The organism is Capnocytophaga sp. oral taxon 863 str. F0517 (assembly GCF_000466425.1).
Lineage (GTDB): Bacteria > Bacteroidota > Bacteroidia > Flavobacteriales > Flavobacteriaceae > Capnocytophaga.
In genome coordinates this window covers 4,599-6,622 of the sequence record NZ_KE992173.1, presented here as the reverse complement: position 1 = coordinate 6,622, position 2,024 = coordinate 4,599, and the positions used below count along the sequence as shown (strand labels likewise).

Sequence of the window (2,024 nt, the reverse complement as noted above, 5' to 3'; positions counted from 1 at the left end):
CAATAAATCCACCTCTTTCTATATAAACCCAAAGAATATTGTTATATATTCCTACAAATTGTTCTACTTCATAGTCAAATTCTTCATCTGTATTGTAATCTTTACTTTTACCAAGTGAAGCAAGAGGAAACTCCCAAAGCAAGTTGGTAGGAAAAATATGATAACCCAATATTACATCTTTACTTGATGTAATAAGTACATCATTTGTATAAGTTTTTAAATACTGATAGTTTTCTTCAAGAATTATTTCCTTTACATTGACTAAATCATTTTCTAAAAGACAAATACTTCTGTTATATACTCCTCTTGATATTTTTACAGCATTAGCCCAAGCTATTAAATATTTGGAATTCTCATTTGCTATAAGAAAATAGTTACTTTTAATAATATTAAAATTTTCATCAATATAATAGCACCCCTTCTCTTCATCAAAAACTTGAATTAGAGAATCTGAAATCTTATAAATGCTAGTACCATCTATTCCTTTCATTAAGAGTGTATTGTCATATAACAAATTGTCGTTTAACAAACTATAAATTATTCCTTCTTTAAAAGGAATTACTTTATTTATATTTTCTTTTATTTCAATTAGAGAATACATAAATTAGAATTTTATAAAATTGTACAAAACAGAATCTGTTGAATTTATTAGGTCTCCAAAAACATTTTTAGCTTCACTTTTAGTTAAACCTTCACCTAATAAGTTATTTTTCAAAGTATTGTTTTTCAAAATAATCTCAAAGAGTTCATCTTTTTTGTTTTTAAACAATTCTTTAAAAGCTTGTTTTACCTCATTTATATTAGCTTTATTACTGTTGATCATATAAGCTAAATCTTCTAATTTGTTAACTTCTTGTAAATAGCTTTCAAATTGTTTGATAAACCCTTTATCATTAGCTATTTTACTCCACGTTTCACTGTTATAGCTTTTAAATTCCTCATATAAAGGTTTTAGTCCTTCCCTAAACTTCACGTCATAACGGCAGTTGGCACAGATATCATCTAAACCTTTTTCAAACTTCATATCTAAATGCTCAATGTTTTCAGGCGTATATTTTTTAGGGTTTTTCTTAAAGGTAGAAAGCATATGCTGAGTGCCTTCACGCATAGCGGCATTGCTACTTAAAGCGCCTTCTTCTATTTTTTTCCATAAATCAGGACGGTTTCTAAAAGTATAGGCAACTTCTACATAGTTTTCGAGCATCTCATCTAAGGTACGACCTCCAAAAATTTTCCTTCCTGCATCTTTACAATTACCGCAAGGAGCGTCTTTATATTTAGCTAAGAAATTCTTTAATCCTGATTCACCTCCGATAGCTTTTAGTTTTTCGGCATTTTCAGGGGCTAAATAATGAGTGATTTTTTCTATTGTTTTTGTATCATCTATAAATTTAGAATTTTTAGGGAATACCTCTGTAAGAATCTCTTCAACTCTACTAATTTTTACTTCTTTCTCTAAAGATATTACAGCCTTTTCTCCCTTCACATAGAGTCCTACATTAGCTTTCCTAACATTGTTGTTAACGGTGATATAAACATCTTCTAAAGCACCTATTTTTTTGTATCCTAAGGTGTTATCGACTATAATAGTGCTTGGGGTAAGGAGTAGTTTTTGGCTGTTTAGAGCATCCAAATAGCGCAAAGAGGCTATTTCATACTCCATATTAGCCGCTACTACATAAGCTCTTAGGTCATTTTTAACTTTTGCAGTTGCTCCCTGAACAATTTGTTTAAACGAAGATATTATTAACTTCGTTAATATTTTTTAAACACTTATTCTTCAACCTCTTACACATTGTAAATAGGTTCTGTATTGTCTAAAACTTGTTTAAGTTCTTTAGAGGCATTGTAATATCTTATATTATCAATATCTTCAGGGTCTTCGTCAAAATATTCCTTCTGTTTTTGAAAATAGCTATCCATAAATTCCTGATAGTTACTATCATTGCAAAGTTTTAAAATAACCGCTTTTTTCATTGGTGCAAATTGCCCTAAAATATCCCACAACTCTTCTTCTGTTTTAT

At 29.4% G+C, this 2,024-nt stretch carries 1 protein-coding gene and 2 pseudogenes; all 3 read right to left on the bottom strand.

The genetic code is table 11. The annotated features are described in order from the left end of the window. Positions 1–601, bottom strand: a pseudogene (locus tag HMPREF1551_RS11035) (hypothetical protein); the annotation flags it as partial. Positions 602–604: 3 nt separating this feature from the next. Continuing rightward, complete coding sequence (locus HMPREF1551_RS14285) at positions 605–1,663, bottom strand: hypothetical protein (RefSeq protein WP_021629229.1); 1,059 nt, start codon at positions 1,661–1,663, stop codon at positions 605–607. A gap of 125 nt (positions 1,664–1,788) precedes the next feature. Beyond that, positions 1,789–2,024 (bottom strand): annotated as a pseudogene (locus HMPREF1551_RS11025) (hypothetical protein); the annotation flags it as partial.

Coding starts and splice junctions, on each gene's coding strand:
- HMPREF1551_RS14285 (WP_021629229.1), bottom strand. CDS start 1,663: ATGGAGTATGAAATAGCCTCTTTGCGCTATTTGGATGCTCTAAACAGC.